The organism is Ensifer sp. ENS02, from assembly GCF_014851885.1.
GTDB classification, from domain to species: Bacteria; Pseudomonadota; Alphaproteobacteria; order Rhizobiales; family Rhizobiaceae; genus Ensifer; species Ensifer adhaerens.
This window is the reverse complement of sequence record NZ_JACVAO010000036.1, coordinates 1-20,060: the sequence shown is the minus strand read 5'-3', so window position 1 is coordinate 20,060 and position 20,060 is coordinate 1. Positions and strand designations below refer to the sequence as shown.

Here is a 20,060-nt window from a genome sequence, read left to right as displayed (position 1 = left end):
CGATCAGCGTCGTCAGGAAGGCCTTGCCCTTGAACTCGAACTTGGCGATCGCCCAGGCGGCGGCCACGCCGAAGACGAGGTTGAGCGGCACGGCGATGGCGGCGACGATCAGCGTCAGGCGGATGGCCGAAAAGGTTTCGGCATCGCCAAGGGCCAGCACGAATTCCGTCACGCCCTTGCGCAGCGCCTCGGTAAAGACGGCGGCGAGCGGCAAAAGCAAAAACAGTGCGACGAAGGCGAGCGCCGTGATCGTCAGCGTCAGCCGGGCAAAGCGGCTTTCGGAGGTGGCGGCGGCCAGTTCCGGCAGGGCGGCGCGAGGGCCGGAGGCCGGACTGAGACCGGGACTGGGTGCTGAGGCGGCGGTCAGGTCATGCGACATAGACATATCTCCGCCGGCTCCAGGCCTGGATCGAGTTGATGAGGAGCAGCATGGCAAACGAGATCGCCAGCATGACCGCGGCAATTGCTGTCGCAGCCGCATAGTTGAACTCTTCGAGCCGGATGACGATCAGCAGCGGCGCGATCTCGGAGACATAGGGCAGGTTGCCAGCGATGAAGATCACCGAGCCGTATTCGCCGACACCGCGGGCAAAGGCGAGCGCAAAGCCGGTGAGCCCGGCCGGCAGTAACCCCGGCAGCAATACCCGGCTGATCGTCTGGAAGCGGCTGGCGCCAAGGGTGGCTGCAGCTTCCTCCACTTCCTTGTCGATCTCCTCCATGATCGGCTGCACGGTCCTGACCACGAAGGGCAGGCCGACGAAGATCAGGGCGATGACGATGCCGGCCGGAGTGAAGGCGATCTTGAGGCCAAGTGGTTCCAGGAACTGGCCGATCCAGCCGTTCGGGGCATAGAGCGTCGTCAGCGCAATGCCGGCAACCGCGGTCGGCAGCGCAAACGGCAGGTCGACCATGGCGTCGATCACCCGCTTGCCGGGGAACCGGTAGCGCACCAATACCCAGGCGAGGATGACGCCGAAGACGAGATTGATAACGGCAGCGATAAAGGCCGTGCCGAAGGAGATCTTCAAGGCATTGAGCGTGCGCGGATCAAGCGCCAGCGCCACGAACTGCGCCCAGCCGAGCCCGCTGGCGCGAAACACCAGACCCGACAACGGGATCAACACGATCAGAACCAGCCAGCTCAGCGTGATCCCGAGCGACAATCCAAATCCAGGCAAAACACTCGGCTGGCGAAATCGCCACCGGTTCCCATTGCGTCGCTCCGTCACCTTTCGGTCACCTCTTAGCCCCGCAGCCGCGAGCGGCTGCGCTATCCCCTCATCCAAACCGATCTTCAAACCGCCGGTTGGCCGGCTTGTTCGAGCGCCGGTATCTTTCGGCGCCAAACTACCAATTTCATGGGCTCCAACAACGCAAATTTTTGACGCTTCGGCGGCCGGAAGGGAAACTGATTTTCGCTTCTGACCGCGTCTCAAGAAACACTCTGCTGCCAACTTTGTTCCATGCCTGACATCTAAAATGATGGAAGGCAAACGATGCAGATGAAAAGTTATGCTATAGAATTTATAGATATTGAATGTTCCTTGCTTACGCGCTGTGTCCCGCTCTTCCATAATCAAGCCATGAATCGGGCGCGGCAGAATGCGCGGCCGTTACTTCGAAACATTCTTGTAAGCGGCTGATGTCATGGCAACAACGCTCATCATTCCCGGGCTGTTCGGATCGGGCAGCGGCCACTGGCAGCGCCATTGGCTCAATGACAATCCGCAGGCGGTTCTTGTCGAACAGGACGATTGGGATCGCCCGAGGCTCGATCTTTGGCGCGACAGGCTCGAACACGAGATCTTCCGGCATGGAACAGTCGACCTCGTGGCCCACAGCCTCGGCTGCCTTCTGGTCGCCAATCTCGTGCGGCGCCCGCTCGCCCGGCAGGTGCGCAGCGCCTTGCTCGTCGCGCCGTGCGATCTCGGTCCGACCGATCGGCTTCATCCGGGTGCCATCGATTTCGGGTCGATGCCCGACCTGCCCTTGCCTTTTTCGAGCCTCGTCGTCGGCAGCCTGAACGACCCCTATATGTCTTTCGACCGCCTGCGTCATTTTTCGATCCGCTGGGGGAGCCGCCTCGTCGATCTTGGCCATGCCGGGCACATCAACATTGCCAGTGGTTTTGGCCGCTGGTCGCATGGCTATGACCTATTGAGGGTGTTGAACGGGATTTCTCGTCGGGAGTTTGCACGTGCGCAGCCGGGCGAATTCTCAGAGCAGTTACCCTTGCCAAACGGCGTGGCTTGAACGTTCCAGAGCATGGCGACGGAGACCGCTTTGCGTGGTCGTGTCACACGGCCCTTGATGTCGGCGCCGTTTCGCGCTCTAATAACGCACAAAGTTTATAGAGTATACCGTCTAGGGATGCGCATGCGCCAAGGTGCCAGGCCAGCCGGGATAGGACATACGGGCTCGACCGTCCTTGCGGCGGACGATATCTTCTCGCGACCCTGCAGATGGTCGCCGATACCCTCACAATTCGGTCGGTGTCTGCGTTGAGGACCGAAACAGCCATGCATTTCAAACTTTGCCGGCGGGGCCGGCCATAGGAGAGTGCACATGACTGTCCATGGATTGTTTGCCAAGACGTCTCCGACGGAAATGGGTTCCAAGGGCAAGCCGCATATCGCCATCGTCGGCCGCGGTTTTTCCGGTGTAATGATGGCTATCGCCCTGATGAAGTCTGTGCGGGCCGCCTTTCACGTCCATCTCTTCGACCCGCAACCGACGATCAGCGGCGGGCAGGTCCTGGCGGCCGCCCAGAGCGGCGAAATCCTCAACAGCCGCGTTCGCGACCTTTCGGTGGCCGCCGGTCAGCCCGAAGACTTCAACGACTGGCTCTCGGCCAATGCCGAGTTTCGCGCCGCCGTGCCGGCCGCCATTCCCGGGTTCCAGCAGATCTTCGTGCCGAAGAGCATCTTCAGCGACTATGTTTACCAGCGCTTCTCCGAGGCGCTGACGCGCCGGCCGGATATTTCGATGCAGCTCTCCTGTCAGGCGGTGCTTGGTCTTCGCAAGCAAGCCAATGGGCGCTTTCTCGTGGTGCAGGAGAACGCGACGGTGGAATGCGACGCCGTTGTGCTGGCGACTGGTTTTGGTCTGCGTCGCGGCGAGATGGAAGTTGCCGACGAGGAAAAGCCACTGGTGCGCGCCCGTCGTCTCGTCGTGCCGCGCCACACGGTGCTGCTCGGTAGCGGAGTCCGGGTGGTCGACCGCCTGCTGCAGCTTCGCGATAACGGCTTTGCCGGCGAGGTCACCATCCTCTCCCGCCATGGTTTCCTGCCGCAGCCGCATACCCGTCTTTCGGCAGCGCCGACATTTCCGGTCGAGCCGATGCCGACGCGGCTCGGCGAGATCGTTCGCTTCGTCCGGCAGGCCTGTGCCGAGGCAGAAGGAGCAGGGCTCGGCTGGCAGGCGGCCATGAACGGCCTGCGTCGACGGGCGCGGTCCTTGTGGCAGGCGCTGCCTGAGGAAGAAAAACATCGCTTTAACCGGCACCTGCGGTCGATCTACGACAGCCACCGCAATCGCCTGCCGGCACCCCTCTACCTGCGTCTCCGGCAGGAGCTTGCCAGCGAGCGGACCGTGTTACGCAAGGGTTGGGCCGGCCGGCGCCGTCCGGAAGGGTTGATGGTGCGCTTTGCCGGTGAAAGCCAGGAGACGCTGCTGTCAGCCGACCAGGTGATCGACTGTCGTTGTTCGGCGCCCGATCTTCAGGCGCCGTTGATGCAGAGCCTTTTTTCCGGCGGCCTTGCCGAGCCCGACGAACTCGATCTCGGCATTGCCGTCAGCCCGGCGGGCGAAGTGCTCGCGGGCGGAGGCCCGACGCGCGATCTCTACGCAATCGGGCCGCTCGGTGTTGGCAGCCTGCCCGACATCGATCTCGTGCCGGAGATCGTCACGCAGACCTATGCCGCGGCGCGACTGATCGCAACCCGGAACCGGGTCACTCTGAAGACTGGCTAAGGCTTGCCGCTTAACGCCGCGTTGCCCAGGGCACCAGCCAGCGCTCGATGAGGCGTGCCGCCAATTCGAACAGGAAGGCGACAGCGGCGATCACGACGATGCCGGCGATGACCACGTCGGTCACAAGGAACTGGGCGGCGGACTGGATCATGAAACCGAGGCCGCGAGTTGCGGCGACGAGTTCGGCCGCCACCAGCGTCGACCACCCGGCGCCGAGCGCGATACGGGTTCCCGTGAGGATCGAGGGCAGGGCGCTCGGCACGATGACATGGCGCAGCACCTGCAGCCGCGACGCGCCGAAGGAGCGCGCCGCATTGACGTGATCGGCCGACGCGGAACGGACGCCCGTTGCCGTCGAAAGGATGACCGGCGGTAACATCGCCAGTGCAATCACCGCAATCTTCGACGCTTCGCCGATGCCGAGCCAGATGATCACCAGGGGAAGATAGGCAAGCGGCGGCAGCGGTCGCAAGAATTCGACGATCGGATCGAGGATGCCTTTGCCGAGACGGCTCGCTCCGATGGCAAGGCCGGCGGGAATGCCGGCGACGAGGGCGACGGCAAGCGCGCCGAATATCCGCAGCAGGCTGGCGCCGACGTGCTCAGCGAGCGTCGCATCGACAAAACCGGTGATGGCAAGGCTCCGGAGTGCCTGGTAGACGGCAACCGGTGACGGCAGGAACAGCGGCGAGACGAAACCATAGCTGGAGGCAAGGCTCCAGAGGAAAAGCAGTGCCGTAATGGTCGCGAGCGAAATCCAGACAAGCGGCAATGGTGGTCGGTCGGCGCTCTGTTCCGCTTGCTCGTCTAGGTGGCGTTCCGTCGGCATGATAGGCGGCAGGCCTTCAACCGAGATGCTCATGCGGCAATTCCTTCTTCTTCGGCATGGATGAGCACGGTCAATTCGTCCTGCAGGCGGCGAAAGGCGGCTGAGCTGCGGATTTCCGAAAGCGGTGTCCCTGCGAGGTGATCGCGGCCGAAGGTCGTGTAGATTTCGCTGGTGATCCGGCCGGGGTTGGGGGCAAGCACGATAACCCGCGTTGCCAGCAGCAGCGCCTCCTCGATGCTGTGGGTTATCAGGAGGGCGCCGACTCTATTCTGTTGCCATATGTCCAGAAGAAAGCCCTGCATACGGCTGCGGGTCAGCGCGTCGAGCGCGCCGAGCGGCTCGTCCATCAACAGAAACTTCGGGCTGGAGGCGAGCGCACGGGCAATGCCGACACGCTGGCGCATGCCGCCCGACAGTTCCCAGACATGCCGCTCGGCTGCATCGCTGAGCCCGACCTGATCGAGAAGGGTTCGCGCCCGCACCAGCCGATCCGCCTTGGAAAAACCGCGCAGGCGCAGGGGAAAGGCGACATTGTCGAGGGCAGTCAGCCACGGATAGAGCGCATCGTCCTGGAACACGACGGCGCGCTCTGCCCCTGGGCCGGCGACCGGCGCGCCATCGAGCCGAACGCGGCCGCTGCTTGGTTTCACGAAGCCAGCAGCAAGATTGAGAAGGCTGGTCTTGCCGGAGCCGGAGCGGCCGATGACGACAACGAACTCGTCGTGGTCGATCGACAGATCGATCGATGCAAGCACCGGCGTCTTCCGGCCGGCATCGGCCGCGTATCGCAATGTGACATTCTCAAGCGAGAGGACGGACATGCTGTTCTCCTGGCATGGCGCAGTGCGCCCGCCCGAAGATTTCATCCGGGCGGGCAGCAATTGAGTGAACGTCAGAACGAGAGCTTTGCCGCTTCCTGCGCCCAGCGGGCGGAAACGTAGGGCGCGTAGTCGGGGAGGACTGCCGGGATCTTGCCCTGTTCGAGCAGGAAGGCCGAGGTCTGGGCGATCGCCTTGACGGTCGCGCCGCCGAGAAGATCAGCGCTCGCCTGCTCTTCGAGCGAAGGGAAGTAATAGCCCTTTAGCAGGTTCGGCACTTCCTCGGGCTTTGCACCGGTGAGCCGTGCGATCTTCTCGGCCTGCGGCGAGCCCGCGCTCCAGGCCTCCGGCTTGGCGCGGTAGTCCGCATAGGCGTCACCGGTCACCTTGACGAAGCCGGTGACGATTTCAGGATGTTCCTCGGCAAACTTCTTGCTGACGATCCAGGCGTCGAAGGTCGGGCCGCCCCATTTCGCGACGTCGCTCGATGTCGCAAGCACGGTCGCGGTCTTCTTGATTTCGGAGAGAACCGGATCCCAGACATAGGCGCCATCGATATCACCGCGCTGCCATGCAGCCGCGATCTCCGGTGGCCGGAGGTTGAGGATTTCAACCGCCTTCGGGTCAATGTTCCAGTGTTTCAAGGCGGTGAGCAGGCTGTAATGCGCTGTCGAGACGAAGGGCGTTGCAATCTTCTTGCCGGCAAGCTTTTCCGGCTTGTCGATCCCCTTGACGGCCAGCGCCTCTGCGTCGCTGATCAGGCCGACGACGAAGATTGTTTCGAGCGGAATTTGGCGGCTCGCGGCGGCGGCCAGCGGCGAGGATCCGACATAGCCGATGTCGATCGACCCGGATGCAAGTGCCGCAATCACGTCTGCGCCACCGTCGAATTTCTGCCAGGTGATCTTGGCGCCGGTCACCTTCTCATAGGTCCCGTCTGCCTGCGGCACGCGCGACGGCTCGACGATGGGCTGGTAGCCGATGGTCAGCGTCGTTTCGTCCGCATGGGCTGGAAGGGAAAGCTGGCTCGCCGCCAAGAGGGCGGCACTGGCGGCAAGAAGGGTGCGTCTGCGGATCGTCATCGTATGCTCCTCAACGGTTGCGGCTTCCTCGGGAAGTCCTGACATTATGTTGATTAAAAGCATGGATTTTATGTAGATAAATTATTCCGCTTTTTGTGGCTTTGCAGAGAGCCCATTCCAAATTTGAGATCCGTGGCAGCGCTCTGTGCCATGCGTGGAAAGGAGCGTCAGAACTGCACGCCGCCGTAGCGGCCGTTGTGGTAGACGATCGGTTCGCCGGTCCCCGCGGTAATCGCCACCACCCGACCGAGGATGATCGCATGGCTATGGCGCTCGATGATCTCCTCGACCTCGCAATCGATAGCGGCAAGCGCGCCGGCAAGCGCCGACGCGCCGCTGGCAAGCCGGACCCATTCGGCGCCATCGTAGCGAGCGGCGCCCTTGGTGCCATCGACACCGGAGAAACGCTCGGCGACCCTTTGCTGTTCGCGCGACAGAAGGTTGACGCAGAAATGCCGGTAGCGCTCGATGACCGGCCAGGTGGAGGAAGTGCGGTTGATGTTGACGATCATGGTCGGCGGATCGACGGCGAGCGCGGTTGCGGAGGTCACGGTGGCGCCGGTACGCTCTTCGCCTATCCCTGCGGTGATGACGGAGACGCCACCTGAGAAGTTGCGCATGGCCGCCTTCAGCGCCGGCGTGGTGATCGACCCGTAACCATTGGCGGTCGGAACGATGGCATCGAATGTGGGAGAAGCGGCAAGCGCAATGGTCATGGCCAAATCCTCGAAAAATTTAATCTAATTCCCGGTCGCTCACGGCTGATGCGGGAAAAATTTTTCCTCACATCAAGGATGATCGTCCGAATTCTTATTGTCAATAAATTTTATAGAGTTTATGCTTTTTGGCAATCGAGGGACGCTCTTGCGTGCCTCCGAAGGAACCTGCGAGGAGGCTTGCGCGAATGGGAATTGTGCCCAACGAAATCCCCGAGAAGATCCCCGAAAAGATCAATGTGCTCTGGTTTCTGCCGACCCACGGCGATAGCCGCTATCTCGGAACCACGCGCGGCGGCCGAAACGTGGACCTCAATTATCTCAAGCAGGTCGCGCAGGCCGCCGATACGCTCGGCTACTATGGCGTGCTCATCCCGACGGGGCGGAGTTGCGAGGACAGTTGGGTGGTCGCTTCGGCGCTGGCGCCGCTCACTGAAAAGTTGCGGTTCCTGATCGCGGTTCGGCCCGGCCTGCTTTCGCCCACGCTCGCGGCACGCATGACGGCCACGCTGGACCGTCTCTCGGGCGGACGGCTGCTGATCAACGTCGTTACCGGCGGCGATCCGATCGAAAACAAGGGCGACGGCATACATCTCGCGCATGGCGAACGCTACGAGGTGACCGAGGAATTCCTGAACATCTACAAGGCCGTGCTTCGCGGAGAAGAGGTCGATTTCAAGGGGAACCACTTCGATATCGAAGGCGGGAAGCTCCTGTTTCCGTGCGTACAGCAGCCCCACCCGCCGCTTTATTTCGGCGGCTCCTCCGGCAAGGGCCAGGAGGTGGCAGCGCGTACGATCGACAAGTACCTGACCTGGGGCGAGCCGGTCGAGGACGTTGCCCGCAAGATCGCCGAAGTGCGCGCCCTGGCCGAAGCCGAGGGCAGGGACGTTACCTTCGGCATCCGCCTTCATGTGATCGTTCGCGAAACCGCAAAGGAAGCGTGGCAGGCCGCCGACGAACTGATACAATATGTGGATGACGACACGATTGCTGCCGCACAGAAGGTGTTCGAGCGCATGGATTCTGTTGGTCAGAGCCGCATGAGCCGCCTGCATGGTGGTCGCCGTGACAAGCTCGAAATTGCTCCCAATCTCTGGGCCGGCGTCGGCCTGGTGCGCGGAGGGGCAGGAACGGCGCTCGTCGGCGATCCCGATCAAGTCAGGGCGCGCATGGAAGAATACCGACAAATCGGCATCGACAGCTTTATCCTGTCCGGTTACCCGCATCTCGAAGAGGCCTATCGCTTCGGTGAACTGGTTCTGCCGCATCTGCCGCTGGCCCACGCCATCCCGGCACGCGAGACGTCGATCAACACCGGGCCGTTCGGCGAAACCATCGCCGGCGATCATCGCCCGAAGCTGAAGGTCTCCCAGTCGTGACAGCTGTGCGGCGACCGGTCATTGCCATTGTCGGCGGCGGCTTCACCGGCGCAGTGGTCGCGGCGAACCTTGCACGCCATGCCGCCAGCGACGGCGCCGCCATCGTGGTCTTCGAGCCGCGAGACCGGCTCGGCGCCGGCCTTGCCTATGATAGCGGCAATCCCGCCCATCGCACGAATGTGCCTGCGGCCCGCATGAGCCTCGTTCCTGATGATCCCGACGATTTTTTGAACTGGCTGGCGGCCCACGGCGAGCCACGCGGCGACCCGGACGCAAGGGCGGCCGATGGCCATCTTTATGTGCGGCGGGCGGTGTTCGGGCGATACGTCGGCGCGTTCGTCGCGCCGTTTGTGCGGAGCGGCAAGGTCGTGCACCGGCGCGAGCGCATCGCGCGCATCGAGCGGCGTGGAGCGCGCTGGAAGCTGACCTCCGACGCTGGGACGGAGCTGCTGGCCGACATCGTCGTGATCGCCACGACGCATCCCTCGCCTTGTGCGCCGAAGCGCGTTGCACAGGCGCTCGAAGGCCACCCGCGTTTCGTCGCCGACACTACGGTCGCCGGGTCTCTTACCTGCCTTCGTCCCGATGATCACGTTCTGGTGCTTGGAAACGGCCTGACGGCGGCGGACGTGATTGCGTCGCTGAGGCTCGCCGACCACCGCGGCTCGATCGTCGCCCTGTCGCGCCGCGGACTTCGTTCGCGAGGCCACGCGGGAAGGGCGCAGGAACCCTTCGGTGATTTTGTCGGTACCCCGGCGCGAACCGCGCTCGAACTGCTTCGACGCGTGCGCCTGGCGGTGCGGCAGGCCGCTCTGGCGGGGCTCAGCTGGCATGCGGTTTTCGACGCCTTGCGTAGCCAGGGCGGACAAGTCTGGCGGGCGTTGCCGGTTGCAGAGCGACGCCGCCTCGTGCAGCGCCTGCGACCGTTCTGGGACGCCCACCGGTTCCGCGTGGCGCCGCAGATCGATGACGCGATCCGACAGGCAATCGAGACGGGACAGTTGCGTGTCCTCGGCGCTTCGATCGAAGGCGTCGAGCGCTACGGTCAGGTCATCGCGGTCGATATCCGTCACCGGCAGACGCGCATCCGGGAACGCCTGTTGTTCGATGCCTGCGTCGTGACGACCGGTCCGGCGCATACGGGTGTTCTTTCCAGCCAGGACTGGCTCGCGGATCTGGCGTCGAAGGGCTGGCTGCGCCTAGACAGTGTCGGACTGGGGCTTGCCTGCGATGAGGCGAGTCGGGCGATCGGGACGAGTGGCGTGGCCGAGAGATCGCTGATCGTTGCCGGGCCGCTGGCGCGCGGCACCTTCGGCGAACTCATGGGCCTGCCACAGGTCAACGATCACGCCATCTTCATTGCCGATGAGATCGCCGAGATGCTGGCGCGGCCGGACAGGGCCGCCACCCGCCGCAGGTCGGCGTCATCCGTTCGGCAACGACTGGTCACGACCCTCGACGGCGCCGCCAGGCGTTGAAGCCGGAGCCTCGCCGTCGAGCCGGCGGGACCAATCTTCGACAGCCCGCGTCTGCAGGCGCTTGGCTGCATAGTCCCGCCAATTCGGGGGCAGGATGGCGAGATCGGCGATTTCGGACAGGGCATCGCGGTTGAGCGTATCGACATAGAGATAGTGCCACAGCCGGGCGATCGTCCATTCGGGATAGCGCCGCTCGACGAGTTGCATCCGCTCACCGGGCGAAACCAAGCCGGTTTCGATGACCCGGTAGTACCATCCCGTTCGGCCGGTCTGCTGGACGCGGCGGGCCATATCCGGCAGATCGAAACGGCGGTTCAGCTTCCAGCAGGGTTGCCGGCCCTGGCTCACCTCGAGAAGGGCTTTACCAAGGCGGAACTGGTCGCCGACCGCGACATCTCTTTCCGTCAATCCCAAGGCCGAGATGTTCTCGCCGAAGGCGCCCGGCTGCTCCAGCCTGGCTACGCTTCCGAGATCCTTGACCCAAGCCTCGTAGTGGTCGCGCGGGTAATGATGCACGGCCTTATCCGGGCCACCGTGCCTCTTCAGATCACCCTGATGGTCGCCGGCAAAGCCGGTTGTGCCGAGATGTACCGGGCCGAGAGCCGGGTGTTTGTCGATACCGCTTAAGGTTCCGCGGTCGTCGATCGGCGTGAGGGTGCCGATGAGCAGGGCGTCGAGCGCAATCGGGGCCTGCTCAACCATCGATGTTCTCCAGCCATTCGCCGATCATCGACGCGGCCGCCGCCTCCAGGCGAGGCCCGTGACGTCGGGCGTCGGCGCGTAGGCCCGGCACGCTGAGCCCGGCGGTCGCCAGTTCGCAGGCGTGACCGACGAGCCAGCGTTCAAAGGCCGAGCCGGCTTGGGCCTCCGGGTGAAACTGAAGGGCGAGCACTGTATTGCCGCGCGCGAAGCCTTGCTGCGCGATCAGCGATGTCGAGGCCAGCAGGTCAGTGCTGGCCGGCAGGTCGTAGGTGTCACCGTGCCAATGCAGGACGGAGACGTCGGCGAGATGGCGGAGAGCCGAGGCCTCGCCTGCGGCGCTAAGGCTCAGCGGCGAAAACCCGATCTCCTTCAGGCCGGAAGGGTAGACGCGGGCACCGAGCGCGCGGGCGATCAGCTGGGCGCCGAGGCAGATTCCGAGCGTCGGCCGGTTGCCGGCAAGACGTGCCTGAAGCATGGCGATTTCCCCGGCGATGAAGGGATAGGCCTCGTCTTCATAGACACCGATCGGACCGCCGAGCACGATGACGAGATCGGGCTCCAACGGATCGAAAGAGAGGTAATTTTCGTCGCCGACATCGCGGTACTCGATTGCGAATCCCGCCGCCCGCAGCGGTCCGGCAAAGCTGCCGAGATCTTCGAAATGCACATGTCTGAGGGCGAGTGCCATTCTGGTCGTCATCGTCTGTTCTCCCATGCTCAGAGGTTCTATCCGGCACGCGCGTCGGGCACGCATCCTTCGCTCGTGCACCCGGCTGAAGTGGCGGTGGCCCCGCTGAAATCGGGGATCGGGGCGGAAAGGAGTGTCGCAAGACGCGCGCCGATGACCATGTCGTCTTCGATGCCGAAGCGGTGGTGTTCGACATGACCGTCGCGTCCGATGATGATTGCCGTCGGCGTGCCTCGCATGCCGTAGCGCTCCATCGTTTTCGGTATCGGTCCCTGCTCGGAAGGCTGGTCGACGGAGATCGGGAAGGTCAGGCGATACTCATGAATGAAAGCCTTCAGCGCCTCGGGTGTCATGACCGCGTGATGCTCGAACACCGAATGCAGGCCGAGGACCTGAAGATCGGTATCCCGAAAAATGCTCTGGACGCGCTGCATCTGCGGCAGTCCGTGCGAAACGCAGGCCGGGCACAGCATCTGAAACGCATGAAGGAAAACGACCCGGCCGCGAAGCTGCGCAAGGCTCGGACGTTCCTGTGTGTTGAACCAGGTCGAAACGGCGAGTTCCGGAGCCGCGGTCCTGTGATTGCTGTTCATTGTTCTCATCTCCAAGACGGCCGGGCGAACGCTCGTCGCCCGGCCTTTGCGACATGTGCGGATCAGGCGGCTTCGCGAACGAGCTTCACGCCGGGGAAGTCGACCGGAACGGCAAGCGCGACGTTGATGTAGTTGGTGAACAGGTTGAGCGCGACATGCGCGATGATCTCGACGACGTCCTCGTCATCGAAGCCGGCGTCGCGCAAGGTGCGCACATCCACGTCGGATACCTGTCCGCGCGCCTCGACGAGCTTCTGAGCAAAGGTAAGGGCCGCCGCCGTCTTCGGATCGGAGGACTTGCCGTGCTGCGCTGTCGTCATCTCCTCGGCGGTCGCGCCGGCCTTGCGGCCAAGTGCGGTGTGCGCCGCCAGGCAATAGTGGCAATCGTTGCGATCCGCGACGGCAACGGCGATCTGCTCGCCGAGTTTGGCGCCGAGGCGTCCCTTGCCTAGCGCGCCGAAGGAGCCCCACATGCTGGCAAGGGCCGCCGGTGAATTGGCGACGGCGCGGAACATGTTGGGTGCTACCCCGAAGGCGGAGCGGATTTCGCCAAGCAGTTCGGCGCTGGGGCCAGTTGCCGAAACGGGGTCGACTAGATTAATTCTGCTCATGGTTTTCTCTTTCTATTTGCTGGAGGGAGAAAATTGCCGGTCCGCCGATGGCAGTCGTCGGACCGGCGCCGACATCATCGTCTGTCCGCTTGCGACGCAGGAAACAGCGCTCGCGAATTCCGATGGTGAAGCTTATGGCGAGGCGCCGGGGGGCTTAGCGACGCCTTCGGGACCGCCGGCATTGGCGCCGGCGGCTGGATCGTTTCGCATGATCAGACCGTCTCGCGATTGAAGAGGCGCCAGGCCGCCCTTTGTGCTTCGGGTTCTGCCGTTTCGTATTCGCCGCAATCGACGCGCAGTTCCGCCGGTCCGAACGCAGCATCGACGAACGCGCAGTGATGCGGTGCCTTCGGGTCGTCATAGACATGCGCCCGGAAGTATCGACAGTTGACGCACATGCGCTGTTCCGGGATGGCGCCAGCCGCCTGCAGACCACGGATGATCTTGACGAGATGCATGAGCAGATCCTGCTGCTCCAGCCTCGAAAGCGAAGCGATGGCATCCTCCGTGGCCGATGCGAGCCGCCCCGCCTGTCGCACTGCGTCCTCGCCGGCCGGCGTGGTGGCAACCGAAAGGGCGCGCGCGTCGCTCGGATCCGGCCGCTTCTCGACCAGCCCCTTGCGCAAGAGCGCGTTGACCGAGTCCGTCGCCGTCGGCTGGCTGACGCCGAGATAGCCGGCGATCTGTTTTACCCGCATTCCGCTGCGTCTACGGGCAACCAGGAAGGTCAGGATCTGCAATTGCGTCGGATTGAGGCCGATCGCTTCCGCACTCGACCAGGCCTCCGTGCGCATGGCCGTCGCTACGCGGGAAAGGCCGTCGCCGATACGGTCGATCAGGGGCGGTGTCGTGTCAGGTTCCTTGCTCATGTGGTCATTAATATAGGAATCCTATGTATTGTCAATGCCGACAAAAAAGCGGCGCGAATTTGACGCGCATCAAAGTGGAGGGGGCGTCTTAGGCTTAATCCTCTTCTCGAACAACCCGAGCACGGGCTGGTCGCTCAAATGGAGAAGACGATGTTGAATGCAATCAAGAGCGGATTTGGTATCGCGATCGCGGCAATGCTGGTCGCCGCACCGGCAGCCGCCGCGGACTTCGAAGTGCACATGCTGAACAAGGGCAAGGACGGCGCGATGGTTTTCGAGCCGGCGTCGCTGAAGGTTGCGCCTGGCGACACGGTCACCTTCATCCCGACCGACAAGGGACATAACGTCGAAACCATCAAGGGCATGATCCCCGATGGCGCCGAGGCCTTCAAAAGCAAGATCAATGAAAACTACAAGGTGACTTTCACGGCGCCGGGCGTCTACGGCGTAAAGTGCACGCCGCACTACGGCATGGGCATGGTCGGCGTCGTTCAGGTCGGCGATGCGCCGGCCAACCTGGAAGCGGTCAAGGGAGCGAAGAACCCGAAGAAGGCTCAGGAACGCCTGGACGCAGCCCTCGCGGCGCTCGGTAACTAAGCGACTTCTAGCGCTTCGGAGCGGGGTGGGGACAGGCCGCTCCTGGCGTCTGCGCACTGGGTGAGGCGCGGGCGCCATCATGCGGAACCAATGCGAAGCATTCGCGTTGGTTCCGCATGGATCAGATCACTGCCGAATTGTTCCCGCCATCGCAAATTCCCTATCCGGTCATTTTTGCGCGCATTCTTGGAGCGCTGCTGATGGGCGCGGTCATCGGCTTCGAGCGCGAGGTCAAGGCACGACCAGCCGGCCTCAAGACCCATATGCTCGTCTGCCTCGCAGCCTGCACCTTCGGCATCATCTCGATCGAAAGCGTCCGCCTCGGCGGCTTCTTCGACGAACGCGTCCGCATCGATCCTCTGCGCGTGGTGGAGGCGGTCACAGCCGGTGTCGCCTTTCTTGCAGCCGGCACAATCGTCTTGTCTCGCGGCGAGGTTCAGGGCCTGACGACCGGGGCCAGCCTCTGGCTTGCCGGCGCGATCGGCATTTCGGTCGGCTTCGGCCATTGGATCGTTGCCGGCCTGGCGGTCGGTTCCGCCTTCGCCGTTCTCACCATCATCGGCTACTTCGAAGCCAAGGCCGTGCGACACCAAAAGCCTGACGTGGAGCCGGAGGGTAAGGCGAGCGACGAGGGCGGCAAGAAGCAAGCCTAACGATAGGTTTGCGATAGTCCTGAGCGCCGTCTCGAGTCTTAGGGTAATACCCTGCCGTCTCAGGCTAGGTGCAACGCAATGCTATTCTGCACAGAAAGGTTGTGTCCCGCTGGCGCCCTCGACCCGGCGTCGCCATCGTGTCTTCAGGGGCGAGCCCATCTGTTTATGACCCGGTGAAGGCCGCCTGCGCCATATGGCGTGGCGAGGAAATGTGTTCGGCAATCCCGATCGAAACGGCTAAGCTCGTAAGCGGCCTGTTTCCAAGGAAGGTTCAATGGACGCCACCGGTTCCCTTGCTGCCAAGCTGTTGTCGGAGACCCTGATGTTCGACCAGACGTCATTGGCTGCGTTGGAAGCCTTGGCCGCCAATTCCGATCGCGGCATCGTGCGGCGCGGCGAGATCCTGGTCCGCCAAGGCGAGCCGTCGGACCGGTTTTTCGTGGTCCTGTCCGGCCGCTTTACCGTCCACCGGGATGACGTCTCTGACCCTATTGCCGAGATAGGGCAGGGCGAACTCGTTGGCGAGGTCGGTTTCTTCGCCGGGCTGCCGCGCATGGCTACGGTCGTTGCTGCTCGCGATTCCATTGTTCTTTCGATCTGTGACCACCAGTTCGAAAAGGCGGCGAGTGCCCTGCCGAGCCTGCGCCAATCGGTCACCACGTTTCTGGCGCGACGGTTTGCCAAGCAGGCACCGGCTTCGCCGCATGCCAAGGGCGCCTGCCGGATAAGGACGCTCGCAATTGTTGCTGCCGGAAGCAGCCGGGTTTCTCCCCGCTTCATCGACCTACTGCGCAAGGCTTTTTCCGGATCCACGCGCACGGCTTTCCTGGCGAGGGCCGACATCGAAGAGCGCTTTCCCGGCGTTCCGATCGATGATCAGCCGGTGCTGGACTGGCTCAACCAATTGGAAGCCAAGACCGGAGGCATCGTCTACATCACCGACGACGAACCAAGCGACTGGACGCGTGTCTGCATCCGCCAGGCCGATGGTGTCCTGTTGGTCGGCGAGCCGTCCGGCTCTGCAAAACTCAACCCGTCAGAGCAACTGGCGCTGTCAGTGCACTCGCCATCGAGCGTGCGGCTCGTTCTGGTGCATGACAAGCGCGCCGCAACGGTCGTCGGCACCAGCGGCTGGCTGAACGAGCGCCCCGGACTCCGGCAGCATCATCACGTGGCGCTCGAAGACATTGAGGATGTCGAGCGTTTGGTCCGCTTCATTGCCGGCCAGGCGAGGGGCTTTGTCGCAGCCGGCGGGGGCTCGCTCGGATGCGCGCATCTTGGCGTCCACAAGGCTTTTATCGAGGCCGGCGCCTCCTTCGACTATCTGGGAGGCACCAGTTCGGGAGCGGCGATGATGGCGGGCTTCGCCCGCGGCATGAACGCCGACGAGATCAATCGTGGGACGCACGAGATCTTCGTCCGCAGCCGCGCGTTCCGTCGCCTGACCGTGCCGCAATATGCGCTGCTGGATCACAAGGTGCTCGACCGCACCCTGCAGGCGGAATATGGCGACGTTCTTATCGAAGACCTCTGGCTGCCATTTTTCGCGCTGTCGACCAATCTCAGCACAGGGCAAGCGCATGTCCATCGCCGCGGAAAACTGTGGCAGGCCGTCAGGGCGTCGGGCTCGATCCCCGGCATACTGCCGCCCTTCTTCACGGCCGACGGTGACATGCTGGTCGACGGGGCGATCATGAACAATCTGCCACTGGAACAGATGAAGGAACTGAAGACAGGGCCGAACGTCGTCGTGAGCCTGGGTGGGGGCGGTCCGGGAAAACAACACATCGACTATGACAGTATTCCCGGCGCGTCCGAACTGACCGTTCGGTTGCTCAACCCCTTCGGCCGCTCGGGCTTGCCGAAAATCCCCAACCTGATCCAGGTCATTGCCGCAAGCATGCTGGCGCACCGGCCGCAGGAGATCGCTCTCGGGGAAAAGGACATCCTGATTTCCCCGCCGGTTTCAGCCGCGATCAGCTTTATGGATTGGAGCCGGCACTCCGAACTGTTCGCCGAAGCCTATCATTGGGCGAAATCATGGATTGATGAGCGTATTGGCGAGAACGACCCGAGGATGGAGGCCATTTGCGGCCTGCCGGCCCGCTATGGCTCGCCGGAAACACATGGCAGCGCGCAGGCGCATTCCGCGCTCTAGGATGCGCCCCGGCATCCGTGGCCTGATCGTTATGTAAGGCCCGCGAGTGCTTTGCATGCGCATGGATTTTCGACTGATCTTGCCGCCCCTGTTAAGTTGTCACTGTCCTCTTGCGGTTGTGGTATTTTAGGATAGCCTTGCATCGGGAGAGCCAGTCGCGGTTCTTTCGTTTTGCAGTGAAAAGACCAATGAATAGAGGGCCATCGGAGATATAGCGGCTCACATTCGAAAATGTTTCGTCCCCGAATTGCACTGCCATTTGGGTTTCCTTGGATGTAACTGCGGGACGTCCCTGGTCATGTGATGCACGGAAACCGTGTATCGCTTCGTCACAGAGCGCCCATTTGCTTGAAGTGGATCGACGTGATGTCTGACAACAAGAATGCCGGCGCACCTCCAAGTGCACAGGACCTCAGAATGCAGATGCTCCAGCGTGAAATGGACGAGATGGACAAGGAGCGGCGACTAAAATCCATCGAAGAGCAAAAGCTCGCCGACTTTGCCGCGGATTTTCTCAAGAAGCATGTAACGGAAGAGGAAATCGCCATCGTTCGCCGGCTGGTCGCGAACGCCGTGAAGGCCGGCAAGTTCGAAGCGATGGTCTACAGCTTCCCGTCCGAGCTTTGCACCGACAGCGGCCGCGCGATCAACAGCGGCGACCGGGATTGGCCAAACACGCTGCAGGGAAAAGCAAAAGAGTTCTTTGACCGCTATCAGGCCTTCGGCAAGCCAAGTGGCTACAAGTTGAAGGCGATGATCATCAACTTCCCGGGTGGCGTGCCCGGTGACGTCGGGTTCTTCTTGAACTGGGCTCCCGAAAAAGCCTGAGTACGACCGTCCCGGCGTCGCATCGCGTTGTCGCGCTGCGGCCCGTCCCGATCGAAAGCGTTCAAAGCCCGCACCTTTGGTGCGGGCTTTTCAGTCTTATAAAACGTCGGGCACGTTTCTACGCACGTGGTCGTCCGCAGCAAAGTCATCCGGTCGTTTCTGGCGCTTGCCGAGATCGGGCTCCGAGAATTTCACGCGCTCGTATGGGATCGACGAGAGAATGTGCGAGATGCAGTTGATGCGGGCACGCTTCTTGTCATCCGACGGTACGATCCACCAGGGCGCGAAATCGGTGTCCGTCATACGGATCATCTCGTTGTAGGCGCGGGTATAATCCCACCAGCGGCGATAGGATTCGACGTCCATCGGACTGAGCTTCCACTGGCGCAGCGGATCGGCAATGCGCTGCCGGAAGCGCTTTTCCTGCTCCTTCTCGCTGACGTCGAGGAAGTATTTGAGCAGGATGATGCCGCTTTCGACCATGGCCGCTTCGAAACGCGGCGCGAGCTCGAGAAAGCGTCGGGCACTGTCATCCGAGCAGAAACCCATAACGCGCTCGACGCCGGGGCGGTTGTACCAGGAGCGATCGAAGATCACGATCTCGCCGGCGGCGGGCAGGTGCTGGATATAGCGCTGCATGTAGATCTGCGACTTCTCGCGGTCGGTCGGCGCCGGCAGCGCGGTCACGCGGAAGACGCGTGGGCTGACACGCTCGGTCAGCCGCTTGATCACACCGCCCTTGCCGGCCGCATCGCGGCCTTCGAAGACGATGACGATGCGCGCGCCTGTTTTCTTCACCCAGGCCTGCAGATGGGCGGTTTCCTGCTGCAGCCGGGCGAGCTCCTTGGCATAGCCCTCGGATGACGAGTCGTCCGAAGTCGTCGCGTCATCGGCTATTTCGCCTTCGCTCTTGTCTTTGCCCTTTTTCTTCTTGCCGTCATGCTTGCCCATTTTTCCCTCCCGTTCGGACATGGTCATCTGGCTTGATCTCGACAGAACCGGTCGGCTGACCGTCGTTCCGCCCGTACTTGGTCTCGTAAGCGTCGAGCGCATCTTCCATTCCCTCGAAGATCATGCCCGGGCCGATCTTCTCGACGACTCCGGAGCGCTCGAGCAGGGCGCGCGCATCGGTATGCAATTCGGCCAGGCCGAGCGTGACGCCGCGGTTCTTCAGGTCGCTCTGCAACTCTCCAAGCATGTCCGCGGCGGTGCTGTCGATTTGCGGGATGGCGCTCGCATCGATCACCAGCCAGCGGGTAGGTTTCGGCAGGCTCTCGGCGATCACCTCGAGGCGCTCGCGGACGTAATCGGCGTTATAGAAAAGCAGACTATCTTGAACCATGCAGGCACCGAAGCCTGGAACCGGGCGTGCCTCGGTCACGCGATGCAGCTTGTAGAAGCCGTCGCGCCCGGGGATGCGGCCCAGCATGGCGTCGTGCGGATACATGGTCTGCAAGATGAGGTAGACCAGTGTTGCAGCGATGGCGATGACCACGCCGTTCAGCACGCCGAGGCCGATCGGTCCCCAAAGGGCAATCAGCGCGAAAATGAACTCGATGCGGTTGACGGTCCAGATCCGTCTGAGGCCGTCGATGTCGATCAGGCTGAGCGCCGTTGCCGCAAGGATCGCCCCGAGCGCGGCGACCGGCAGAATGCGAAGGACGTCACCAAGAAAGAGCAGCACCACCATCAGGGTCCCTGCCGCAACGAGGCTCGCGATCTGCGAACGCCCACCCACGGCAAAGTTCACGGCCGTGCGTGAATCCGAGGCGGTCACCGGAAACGTCCCGAACAGTCCTGCCGCAATGTTGGCGGCGCCGAAGCCGCTCAGTTCACGGTTCGGATCGACGCGGTAGCCGCCGAGCGCCGCAAAGCTGCGCGCGGCGATGACGCCGGAACCGAAACTGACGAGGAAGATTGCCGCGCCGCCGGTCAGCAATCCATCGATCGGCAGACCCTCGAGACGAGGCAGGACGAAGGTCGGCAAGCCGTCGGGAATGTTGCCGACGACCGTCATGCCGCGCCCTTCGAAGTCGAAGAGATATGACAACAACACCGCGACGAAGACGACGATAACAGGACCT

Annotated in this window: 20 protein-coding genes and 1 pseudogene; 8 read left to right on the top strand and 13 right to left on the bottom strand. The window is 62.8% G+C overall.

Annotated elements, in window-relative coordinates:
* Window positions 1–379: pseudogene (gene cysW, locus IB262_RS34950) on the bottom strand (sulfate/thiosulfate ABC transporter permease CysW); the annotation flags it as partial.
* Window positions 369–1,229, bottom strand: a complete 861-nt coding sequence (gene cysT, locus IB262_RS34945; protein ID WP_064817029.1) for a sulfate ABC transporter permease subunit CysT — start codon at window positions 1,227–1,229, stop codon at window positions 369–371. The pseudogene cysW and the gene cysT, both read right to left, overlap by 11 nt.
* 418 nt (window positions 1,230–1,647) lie before the next feature.
* On the opposite strand from cysT, the gene IB262_RS34940 reads away from it, so the two are divergent.
* Both IB262_RS34940 and IB262_RS34935 read left to right on the top strand, forming a co-directional pair.
* On the top strand, window positions 1,648–2,253 hold the full coding sequence (locus IB262_RS34940) for an alpha/beta hydrolase (protein WP_192494534.1): 606 nt from the start codon (window positions 1,648–1,650) through the stop codon (window positions 2,251–2,253).
* A 312-nt stretch (window positions 2,254–2,565) separates the two neighbouring features.
* On the top strand, window positions 2,566–3,972 hold the full coding sequence (locus IB262_RS34935; protein ID WP_192494533.1) for an FAD/NAD(P)-binding protein: 1,407 nt from the start codon (window positions 2,566–2,568) through the stop codon (window positions 3,970–3,972).
* A 10-nt stretch (window positions 3,973–3,982) separates the two neighbouring features.
* On the opposite strand, the gene IB262_RS34930 is transcribed toward IB262_RS34935, so the two are convergent.
* The 4 genes from IB262_RS34930 to IB262_RS34915 all read right to left on the bottom strand — a co-directional run bounded on the left by IB262_RS34930 (window position 3,983) and on the right by IB262_RS34915 (window position 7,321).
* Entirely contained in the window at window positions 3,983–4,834 is an 852-nt protein-coding gene (locus tag IB262_RS34930) for an ABC transporter permease subunit (protein ID WP_246802834.1), read from the bottom strand.
* On the bottom strand, window positions 4,831–5,622 hold the full coding sequence (locus IB262_RS34925) for an ABC transporter ATP-binding protein (protein ID WP_127890876.1): 792 nt from the start codon (window positions 5,620–5,622) through the stop codon (window positions 4,831–4,833). The genes IB262_RS34930 and IB262_RS34925 overlap by 4 nt, the downstream gene beginning before the upstream one ends.
* Window positions 5,623–5,693: 71 nt before the next feature.
* Window positions 5,694–6,701 carry a taurine ABC transporter substrate-binding protein gene (gene tauA / locus IB262_RS34920; protein ID WP_159416017.1) on the bottom strand — a complete coding sequence of 336 codons (1,008 nt, stop codon included), beginning with the start codon at window positions 6,699–6,701 and terminating at the stop codon, window positions 5,694–5,696.
* 167 nt (window positions 6,702–6,868) lie between these two features.
* Window positions 6,869–7,321: a flavin reductase family protein gene (locus IB262_RS34915; RefSeq protein WP_246802835.1), complete on the bottom strand. Its 453-nt coding sequence runs from the start codon at window positions 7,319–7,321 to the stop codon at window positions 6,869–6,871.
* Window positions 7,322–7,605: 284 nt separating this feature from the next.
* Here IB262_RS34915 and ssuD point away from each other — a divergent pair, with 284 nt between their 5' ends.
* A complete protein-coding gene (gene ssuD / locus IB262_RS34910) occupies window positions 7,606–8,799 on the top strand; it encodes an FMNH2-dependent alkanesulfonate monooxygenase (RefSeq protein ID WP_060582210.1) in 1,194 nt (397 codons plus the stop codon).
* Window positions 8,796–10,277, top strand: coding sequence for an FAD/NAD(P)-binding protein (locus IB262_RS34905; RefSeq protein ID WP_051659603.1), 1,482 nt, complete (start codon window positions 8,796–8,798; stop codon window positions 10,275–10,277). The genes ssuD and IB262_RS34905 overlap by 4 nt, the downstream gene beginning before the upstream one ends.
* Here the strand turns inward: IB262_RS34905 and IB262_RS34900 are convergent.
* From IB262_RS34900 to IB262_RS34880, 5 genes are all read right to left on the bottom strand, one after another.
* Window positions 10,224–10,979 carry an MOSC domain-containing protein gene (locus IB262_RS34900; RefSeq protein WP_192494532.1) on the bottom strand — a complete coding sequence of 252 codons (756 nt, stop codon included), beginning with the start codon at window positions 10,977–10,979 and terminating at the stop codon, window positions 10,224–10,226. The genes IB262_RS34905 and IB262_RS34900 overlap by 54 nt on opposite strands.
* Window positions 10,972–11,679 (bottom strand): glutamine amidotransferase, encoded by a 708-nt coding sequence (locus IB262_RS34895; RefSeq protein ID WP_192494531.1) that lies wholly within the window; start codon window positions 11,677–11,679, stop codon window positions 10,972–10,974. Before IB262_RS34895 ends, IB262_RS34900 begins: the two co-directional genes overlap by 8 nt.
* Before the next feature lie 26 nt (window positions 11,680–11,705).
* A complete protein-coding gene (locus IB262_RS34890) occupies window positions 11,706–12,260 on the bottom strand; it encodes a TlpA disulfide reductase family protein (protein ID WP_192494530.1) in 555 nt (184 codons plus the stop codon).
* Between the two features lie 62 nt (window positions 12,261–12,322).
* Window positions 12,323–12,871 (bottom strand): peroxidase-related enzyme, encoded by a 549-nt coding sequence (locus IB262_RS34885; protein WP_192494529.1) that lies wholly within the window; start codon window positions 12,869–12,871, stop codon window positions 12,323–12,325.
* Window positions 12,872–13,083: 212 nt separating this feature from the next.
* On the bottom strand, window positions 13,084–13,740 hold the full coding sequence (locus IB262_RS34880; RefSeq protein ID WP_192494528.1) for a MarR family winged helix-turn-helix transcriptional regulator: 657 nt from the start codon (window positions 13,738–13,740) through the stop codon (window positions 13,084–13,086).
* Between the two features lie 195 nt (window positions 13,741–13,935).
* On the opposite strand from IB262_RS34880, the gene IB262_RS34875 reads away from it, so the two are divergent.
* The 4 genes from IB262_RS34875 (at window position 13,936) to IB262_RS34860 (ending at window position 17,976) form a co-directional block, all read left to right on the top strand.
* Window positions 13,936–14,337 carry a pseudoazurin gene (locus IB262_RS34875; protein ID WP_051659607.1) on the top strand — a complete coding sequence of 134 codons (402 nt, stop codon included), beginning with the start codon at window positions 13,936–13,938 and terminating at the stop codon, window positions 14,335–14,337.
* A gap of 116 nt (window positions 14,338–14,453) precedes the next feature.
* The gene (locus IB262_RS34870; RefSeq protein WP_034801997.1) at window positions 14,454–14,990 is read left to right on the top strand and encodes an MgtC/SapB family protein; all 537 of its coding nucleotides are present in this window, start codon (window positions 14,454–14,456) and stop codon (window positions 14,988–14,990) included.
* A 274-nt stretch (window positions 14,991–15,264) separates the two neighbouring features.
* Window positions 15,265–17,148, top strand: a complete 1,884-nt coding sequence (locus tag IB262_RS34865; RefSeq protein WP_051659605.1) for a patatin-like phospholipase family protein — start codon at window positions 15,265–15,267, stop codon at window positions 17,146–17,148.
* 366 nt (window positions 17,149–17,514) lie between these two features.
* A complete protein-coding gene (locus IB262_RS34860; RefSeq protein WP_034802042.1) occupies window positions 17,515–17,976 on the top strand; it encodes a hypothetical protein in 462 nt (153 codons plus the stop codon).
* A 96-nt stretch (window positions 17,977–18,072) separates the two neighbouring features.
* Here IB262_RS34860 and ppk2 read toward each other — a convergent pair whose 3' ends face one another.
* Together ppk2 and IB262_RS34850 are read right to left on the bottom strand one after the other, a co-directional pair.
* On the bottom strand, window positions 18,073–18,927 hold the full coding sequence (ppk2, locus tag IB262_RS34855; protein ID WP_034802000.1) for a polyphosphate kinase 2: 855 nt from the start codon (window positions 18,925–18,927) through the stop codon (window positions 18,073–18,075).
* On the bottom strand, window positions 18,914–20,060 hold a 1,147-nt coding region (locus IB262_RS34850), incomplete at its 5' end, for a SulP family inorganic anion transporter (RefSeq protein ID WP_192494527.1). The genes ppk2 and IB262_RS34850, both read right to left, overlap by 14 nt.

Excerpts from the sequence above, each read along its gene's own strand:
- IB262_RS34900 (WP_192494532.1), bottom strand. The coding sequence starts at position 10,979 with ATGGTTGAGCAGGCCCCGATTGCGCTCGACGCCCTGCTCATCGGCACC.
- IB262_RS34935 (WP_192494533.1), top strand. The coding sequence starts at position 2,566 with ATGACTGTCCATGGATTGTTTGCCAAGACGTCTCCGACGGAAATGGGT.
- IB262_RS34890 (WP_192494530.1), bottom strand. The coding sequence starts at position 12,260 with ATGAACAGCAATCACAGGACCGCGGCTCCGGAACTCGCCGTTTCGACC.
- IB262_RS34880 (WP_192494528.1), bottom strand. The coding sequence starts at position 13,740 with ATGAGCAAGGAACCTGACACGACACCGCCCCTGATCGACCGTATCGGC.
- ssuD (WP_060582210.1), top strand. The coding sequence starts at position 7,606 with ATGGGAATTGTGCCCAACGAAATCCCCGAGAAGATCCCCGAAAAGATC.
- IB262_RS34885 (WP_192494529.1), bottom strand. The coding sequence starts at position 12,871 with ATGAGCAGAATTAATCTAGTCGACCCCGTTTCGGCAACTGGCCCCAGC.
- IB262_RS34915 (WP_246802835.1), bottom strand. The coding sequence starts at position 7,321 with ATGCGCAACTTCTCAGGTGGCGTCTCCGTCATCACCGCAGGGATAGGC.
- ppk2 (WP_034802000.1), bottom strand. The coding sequence starts at position 18,927 with ATGGGCAAGCATGACGGCAAGAAGAAAAAGGGCAAAGACAAGAGCGAA.
- IB262_RS34860 (WP_034802042.1), top strand. The coding sequence starts at position 17,515 with ATGTCTGACAACAAGAATGCCGGCGCACCTCCAAGTGCACAGGACCTC.
- tauA (WP_159416017.1), bottom strand. The coding sequence starts at position 6,701 with ATGACGATCCGCAGACGCACCCTTCTTGCCGCCAGTGCCGCCCTCTTG.
- IB262_RS34865 (WP_051659605.1), top strand. The coding sequence starts at position 15,265 with ATGGACGCCACCGGTTCCCTTGCTGCCAAGCTGTTGTCGGAGACCCTG.
- IB262_RS34925 (WP_127890876.1), bottom strand. The coding sequence starts at position 5,622 with ATGTCCGTCCTCTCGCTTGAGAATGTCACATTGCGATACGCGGCCGAT.
- IB262_RS34870 (WP_034801997.1), top strand. The coding sequence starts at position 14,454 with ATGGATCAGATCACTGCCGAATTGTTCCCGCCATCGCAAATTCCCTAT.
- IB262_RS34875 (WP_051659607.1), top strand. The coding sequence starts at position 13,936 with ATGCTGGTCGCCGCACCGGCAGCCGCCGCGGACTTCGAAGTGCACATG.
- IB262_RS34940 (WP_192494534.1), top strand. The coding sequence starts at position 1,648 with ATGGCAACAACGCTCATCATTCCCGGGCTGTTCGGATCGGGCAGCGGC.
- IB262_RS34930 (WP_246802834.1), bottom strand. The coding sequence starts at position 4,834 with ATGAGCATCTCGGTTGAAGGCCTGCCGCCTATCATGCCGACGGAACGC.
- IB262_RS34895 (WP_192494531.1), bottom strand. The coding sequence starts at position 11,679 with ATGACGACCAGAATGGCACTCGCCCTCAGACATGTGCATTTCGAAGAT.